Source organism: Psychrobacter sp. UBA3483 (genome assembly GCF_002377905.1).
Classification (GTDB): Bacteria; Pseudomonadota; Gammaproteobacteria; order Pseudomonadales; family Moraxellaceae; genus Psychrobacter.
The window spans coordinates 39,103-45,483 of the sequence record NZ_DFQS01000064.1 but is presented as its reverse complement, the minus strand read 5'-3'; the positions used below and the strand labels follow the sequence as shown (position 1 = coordinate 45,483).

Sequence of the window (6,381 nt, the reverse complement as noted above, 5' to 3'; positions counted from 1 at the left end):
AGGCTTATGGGACAGCTTAAGCTGACTGCTAGAATCAGAAGGCAAAAGTATCGATCCTATAAGGGACATTACGGCGTCATTGCTAAGAATAGAGTCAAGCGTAAGTTCAGAGCGAAAGCACCCAATCGCAGGTGGTTCACTGACATTACTGAGTTTAAGGTAGGAGAGGATAAGTTGTACTTGTCTCCTATACTGGATTGCTATAACAATGAGATCATCAGTTATACGCTCTCAAGACGACCCGTATATGACTTGGTCAAACAGATGCTTGCGCGCGCGGTTGAAAACATATCATCAAAGCGCAAGGGTAAGGAGCAGCTAACGCTACATTCAGATCAAGGGTGGCATTATCAGATGAAACCGTTTGTGAGTACGCTTAAAGAGAATGACATTAAGCAAAGTATGAGCCGAAAAGGAAATTGCTTAGATAACGCATTGATGGAAGGGTTCTTTGGTACGCTTAAGTGTGAGACTATTTATATTGAGAAACCTAAAACCATCGAGGGTTTAGAAAAACAAATTCATGAGTATATGCATTACTATAATCATGAAAGAATTCAGCTTAAACTAAAAGGACTGAGTCCTGTTAAGTACAGAGCTCAGTCCTTGATCTAAACTTAAACTGTCCAAGTTTAGGGGGTTAGTTCAAAATCCATTGCAGGCTTTTTGCTTATTAGCAGTCTTTGTTAAAGATTTTCATAAACCATTATTTTAATTAAAACAATGGTTTACTGATAGCTAACGAATAGCGATTAACGAGTTTGGTCAAGGATATAAGCACCTGCGCCGCCGATTGCTGCGCCACCAATTGCACCACGAGCGATGTCTTTACTGTTACCGCCACTCTTAAGAAGAGCACCAGCAGCTGCACCAGCAGTAGCGCCTTTAGCAGTGTTGCTCAAGCCACTGTTATAACCATAACCATTATTAGCACAACCGCCCATCATCAAAGCTGAGCTTGCAATCGCAGTTAGTGCAAAAGTTTTAGCAAATTTCATGGTATCACCTATTAAGTCGTCAAGTTTGAAATCCAATATACAGGATGTATCTAAATATGTCTGTACTACTTTTAATAATAGCTTGTTTATCCCTATCAAGGCGTAGTAGAAACGCTAAGCTTTGCAAATAAACTGTAAATTATGTTACTTCACTGTCTCATTAGTAGGGGTTTTGATTATGGTTATTGTATTTATAATGATAGTCCGCTAACTGTTTTTTGCAGATAAGTCATTGTTAAAATAAAAAAGACCACATAAAGTGGTCCTTTTTATTCTATAAGTCATGCTACCGGTCTAGTTTTGTGACTTACGTTTCATTTGCTCAAAGAATTCATCGTTAGTTTTGGCTTCTTTTAAGCGATCAAGTAGAAACTCAGTCGCTTGGACGCCATCCATCGGTTGTAAAAGCTTACGCAATATCCAAACTTTACGTAGCTTATCTTCATCAAGCAGACGCTCTTCGCGGCGGGTGCCCGATTTTTTGATATTAATCGCAGGAAAGACACGTTTTTCAGCCAAGTCACGCTCAAGGGTGATTTCTTGGTTACCCGTGCCTTTGAACTCTTCAAAAATCACGCTGTCCATTTTACTACCCGTATCAATCAAGGCACTGGCAATAATGGTTAAGCTGCCGCCTTCTTCAACGTTACGCGCCGCGCCAAAGAAGCGTTTTGGACGCTCAAGGGCGTTGGCATCCAAACCACCGGTCAATACTTTACCAGATGATGGAATGACGGTGTTGTAAGCACGGGCAAGACGGGTGATAGAGTCAAGCAAAATGACCACGTCTTGCTTGTGCTCGACCAAACGTTTGGCTTTTTCGATGACCATTTCGGCGACTTGGACATGACGCTGCGGTGGCTCATCAAAGGTTGAGGCAACGACTTCACCGCGCACGGTGCGTTCCATCTCGGTCACTTCTTCTGGACGCTCATCAATGAGCAAGACGATAAGGTAGCATTCAGGATTATTGCGGGTGATAGACTGAGCAATAGATTGCAAGAGCATGGTTTTACCCGCTTTTGGCGGTGCAACGATAATCGAGCGCTGTCCCTTACCAATCGGGGCAATCAGATCGATGATACGACCAGTTAAATCTTCAGTGGTGCCATTGCCAAGCTCTAGCTTTAATTGCTCAGTTGGAAATAATGGCGTTAAGTTCTCAAAAATCAGCTTATGACGCGAGCGATCTGGGGTATCAAAGTTGATTTCACCAACCTTTAGTAGCGCAAAATAACGCTCAGAATCCTTTGGCGGACGAATGGTGCCCGCGATACTGTCACCAGTTTTGAGACTAAAACGGCGAATTTGGCTGGGACTGACATAAATGTCGTCAGGGCCTGCTAAATAAGAGCCCTCTGATGAGCGTAAAAAGCCAAAACCATCAGGAAGTACCTCAAGCACACCGTCGCCGTAGATGGCTTCGCCGTTACGGGCGTGGGTTTTTAAGATAGCAAAGATAATGTCTTGTTTACGGCTACGCGCCATATTATCAAGGCCCATTTCTTTGGCGATGGCCAATAGCTCAGCGATTGATTTTTTCTTTAGTTCAGTAAGATTCATAGATAGGTCATTAGCAGTTGATCAGATGAGAGATGCCATTATCAGCACAAATCACGACAAGGATTAAACAGTGAGTGTAGGGCGATAGAGGGTAGGTGCACAGTGCTTGGGATTTATGTAGGATTGATTTTACATGCCAGTTTATAAACGCCTTGCAACACCGTCAGGCAAGTTTATAAAAAGTGAAGATAAAGAAGTCTACATAAGAGTCTGCGTCAAAAACTCAATATCAGTAATTGTGTTTAGTCATTGCGTTCAGTAGTGGTGTTTTATAATGACGATTGTGTTTTTGTTGATAAACACGAGGAGAATAGCGACAAGACACTTAGGAAAATGATTAGTTTTCTCTTGTCAGCAGACTATACGGCGTTCAAGATAGCCTTGTCAATAATTTTTGCCAAAAAAGCCGTATTATCCAACTTTTTGCTCAGAAAAGCAGCAAAAAAGCCATTAGCTTAAAAGCATAATGGCTTTTTCGATCGTACTTTATAAATAACATAGCGTATTCTATAAAATCGCTAATTTTAACAAACGCCTTTTAGCGATTATTAAATGTTATTTATTAACCGAACTTATAGGTGCTTATCTAAAACTTTAGCAAGTTCAGCTTTTGGCTGTAAGCCCATGACTGAATCGACTTTTTCGCCATCTTTAAAGACAAATAGCGTTGGGATGTTGCGGATACCAAAACGGCTCGCTGCTTGCGGGTTGTTATCGACATCGACTTTAACGATTTTAACTTTACCTTGGTACTCGCTCGCCAAATCTTCTAAAATAGGTGCAATGGCTTTACAAGGACCACACCAAGTTGCCCAAAAGTCTACTAGCACTGGCATATCAGATTGTAGAACGTCTTGGTCGAAGTTTGCATCAGTGGTATTAACAATAAGGTCTGACATAATTTATCTCTCTTGTTTTATTATTTCTATCACCAGTCATCATACAATACGGCTATCATATTCGAGCAATGAGTGGTTAAAGAATGGTTAGGAGGTGGTGAAAATCTGCCATTATATTAACATGTTTGCTCAAAGTTGACAGATGCAGGCGGGTTAAAATGTTTAACAATTACTATTAGCACAATAAATCGACACATAATGACACAGGTTATGTTTTATCTGTCACCCTAATCTCATGCAGGCATTATTATAAACTTAGTGGCTAAAAGTATCGCTATAAGTATAACGATGTTTTCAAGCCTGCCATGAAAAGTGCTACTGTCCAGAAATGTGCCTGTTTGCCATTTAGCGCCATTAATACTTCTAATGCCTAATATCATTTGTTGCCTCATTAGAATAATCTACGCATTAACGCACCCTGACCTTTGAAATAATCTATTTTTAAAATTATCAACCTTTATATAAGTAGCCCATTTTTATGCCTTTTACCGATGAAGCAATAGACGCCTTAAACGCTCAAGAAAATGCCTATCCTCTTGCGTTTTTTCAAAAATTTGCCCAAGACATTACTGTCTATGAAGACGATGATATTTGGGTGGTTGATAAGCCCGCCGGACTGTTAAGCGTCGATGGTAAAAGCCTTAAGGTAAGTTTATTGGCACGGCTCGAGCGCGCCAATCCGGCGGTAAAATTGATTCATCGCTTAGATATGGATACTTCAGGACTACTGATTTTTGCCAAAAATGCCGCCGCGCAAAGCCATATTAGTAAGCAATTCATCGACCGGCTGCCGCAAAAAAGCTATCAAGCGCGCGTCTTTGGGGCGTGGCAGCATGTCGGTGCCAAAGGCGAGATATCGGTGCCGGTACGCTATGAGCCCACGACCAAACCGCGGCATATCGTTGACCATGATTGGTCAAAGCATGCATTGACACTGTATGAGGTGTTGGCGCATGAAGAATGCAACGGTCAAGCCGTCACCCGCGTGCTGTTAAAGCCCGTGACTGGTCGTAGTCATCAGCTGCGCGTGCATATGGTGCACGTCGGTCATGTGATGATTGGCGACCCAATCTATGCTGAAGGTGACGCCTTGACCATTGCGCCAAGGCTAAATTTACATGCCCAGCAATTGCGCCTTAAACATCCGACCCTTGGTGCTTGGATGGATTGGGAAAGCCCATGCCCTTTTTAGCCATTCCTCTTTAATAAGCTCTTTTTAACAAGCTTATTTTTAAATAGCTTTTTTTAAATAAATCATGCAAAAACAAGGATTGTATTATGCTTGATATCAATACCGCTAAACAGACGCTTAAACAGCGCTTCAAACCTAAATCGTCATCTACCTCAAAGACGCCCATCGATTGTGAGGTGCTTATCATCGGCGCTGGGATTGCCGGTATCGGCATGGCCAGTCGATTGCAGCAGCAAAAGCACAAAGGGCTGTTTGGGCATAGAAGCCGAAGTCGCTTAAAACAGTTAGTAAAAAGAAAGCCGCAAAAAACAACCCAGCGCTTTGTGGTATTAGAAAAACGCGCGGATTTGGGCGGTACGTGGGATTTATTTACTTATCCTGGGGTGCGTTCCGACTCTGATGCTTTGACCTTTGGCTATAGCTTTCGTCCGTGGTTGGACCATCGAGTATTGGCAAAAGGCGGTGATATTAAAAACTATATTGCTGATACGGCGCGCGAGTTTGGTATCACTGAACATATCCGCTATCAGCATGAGGTGCAGCAGCTGTCTTGGTCAAGCCATAGTCAGCAGTGGACGGCAACGGTAAAAAATCATGTAAGCGGTGAGGTATTTGCCTTAACGGCAAAGTTCGTCGTCGGTGCTACAGGCTACTATGATTATGAGCAAGGTTATCGCCCTCATTTTGATAAAGAAGAGGACTTTCAGGGTGCTATTGTCCATCCGCAGCATTGGCAAAATGTGAATTATGACGATAAAAAAGTGGTCATAATCGGTAGTGGTGCGACAGCGATGACGCTACTGCCCGCTATGGTCGATGAAGAAAGCGAGCAGTGCGCGCAGCACGTTACCATGCTACAACGGTCGCCGACCTATGTGGCAAGTGTACCGGGCGATGATTATGCGCTTGATTGGCTGGCAGGCAAGTTTTCGCCATTATCAAAAACGCAAGCTTATAAGCTACTGCGCACGCGCAATGTGTTGATGCAACAAGGGACTTATCGAGCGGCTGTGTTTGCGCCTAAGGTGATGAAAGCATTATTAAAACGTGGCGTTAAAACCGAATTAAAGGGCAGCGGGGTTGATATTGCGCATTTTATGCCCGCTTATAATCCTTGGGATGAGCGGCTTTGTGCGGTGCCAGACAGTGATTTATTTATGGCGTTACATGGCAATAGAGCTGCCGTAGTGACCGATCAAATCAGCCATTTCACCAAGACTGGCATCATGCTTGACTCTGGCAAACACCTTGAGGCTGATATCATCGTTACCGCAACGGGGCTAAAGCTACAAATGCTTGGCGGTGCTAAAGTCTATGTCGATGGGCAAGCAATCGATATCGGCTCGCGCATGACTTATAAGGCGGTCATGATTGAAGGTGTGCCAAATATGGTGGCGCTATTTGGCTATACCAATGCGTCGTGGACGCTAAAAATCGACTTGGCTTGTCAATATGTGCTGCGGCTGCTCAACCATATGCATAAGCACCGTTATCAAGTGGCAGTGCCGCAAGCAAAAACTGCGCATAGCGAGGCACATGCTCAGCCCGATACGGTCATGGGCGCGCTATCGGCAGGCTATGTGCAGCGCGCGCAACACGAGCTACCAAAACAAGGCGATATTTATCCTTGGCGGGTCACCAATAATTATCTGAGTGACCGCGTGATGCTCAAATACCGTAACATAAAAGACGATTGGTTGCTTTTTAATCGCTAAATGAATCCTTAGAT

At 43.4% G+C, this 6,381-nt stretch carries 6 protein-coding genes; 3 read left to right on the top strand and 3 right to left on the bottom strand.

Going from position 1 to position 6,381, the window contains the following annotated elements:
• A partial coding sequence (locus B2866_RS11850) for an IS3 family transposase (protein ID WP_296194532.1) occupies nucleotides 1-615 on the top strand: 615 nt, incomplete at its 5' end.
• Between the two features lie 137 nt (nucleotides 616-752).
• Here the strand turns inward: B2866_RS11850 and B2866_RS11845 are convergent.
• From B2866_RS11845 to trxA, 3 genes are all read right to left on the bottom strand, one after another.
• Entirely contained in the window at nucleotides 753-998 is a 246-nt protein-coding gene (locus B2866_RS11845) for a hypothetical protein (protein WP_068403710.1), read from the bottom strand.
• Nucleotides 999-1,292: 294 nt separating this feature from the next.
• Entirely contained in the window at nucleotides 1,293-2,561 is a 1,269-nt protein-coding gene (gene rho, locus B2866_RS11840; protein WP_068403707.1) for a transcription termination factor Rho, read from the bottom strand.
• 572 nt (nucleotides 2,562-3,133) lie between these two features.
• Entirely contained in the window at nucleotides 3,134-3,460 is a 327-nt protein-coding gene (gene trxA / locus B2866_RS11835) for a thioredoxin (RefSeq protein ID WP_068403703.1), read from the bottom strand.
• Nucleotides 3,461-3,938: 478 nt separating this feature from the next.
• On the opposite strand from trxA, the gene B2866_RS11830 reads away from it, so the two are divergent.
• Nucleotides 3,939-4,652, top strand: a complete 714-nt coding sequence (locus B2866_RS11830) for an RluA family pseudouridine synthase (protein ID WP_296194529.1) — start codon at nucleotides 3,939-3,941, stop codon at nucleotides 4,650-4,652.
• 86 nt (nucleotides 4,653-4,738) lie between these two features.
• Nucleotides 4,739-6,367, top strand: coding sequence for a flavin-containing monooxygenase (locus B2866_RS11825; RefSeq protein WP_296194526.1), 1,629 nt, complete (start codon nucleotides 4,739-4,741; stop codon nucleotides 6,365-6,367).
• The last annotated feature ends 14 nt before the right edge of the window (nucleotides 6,368-6,381 follow it).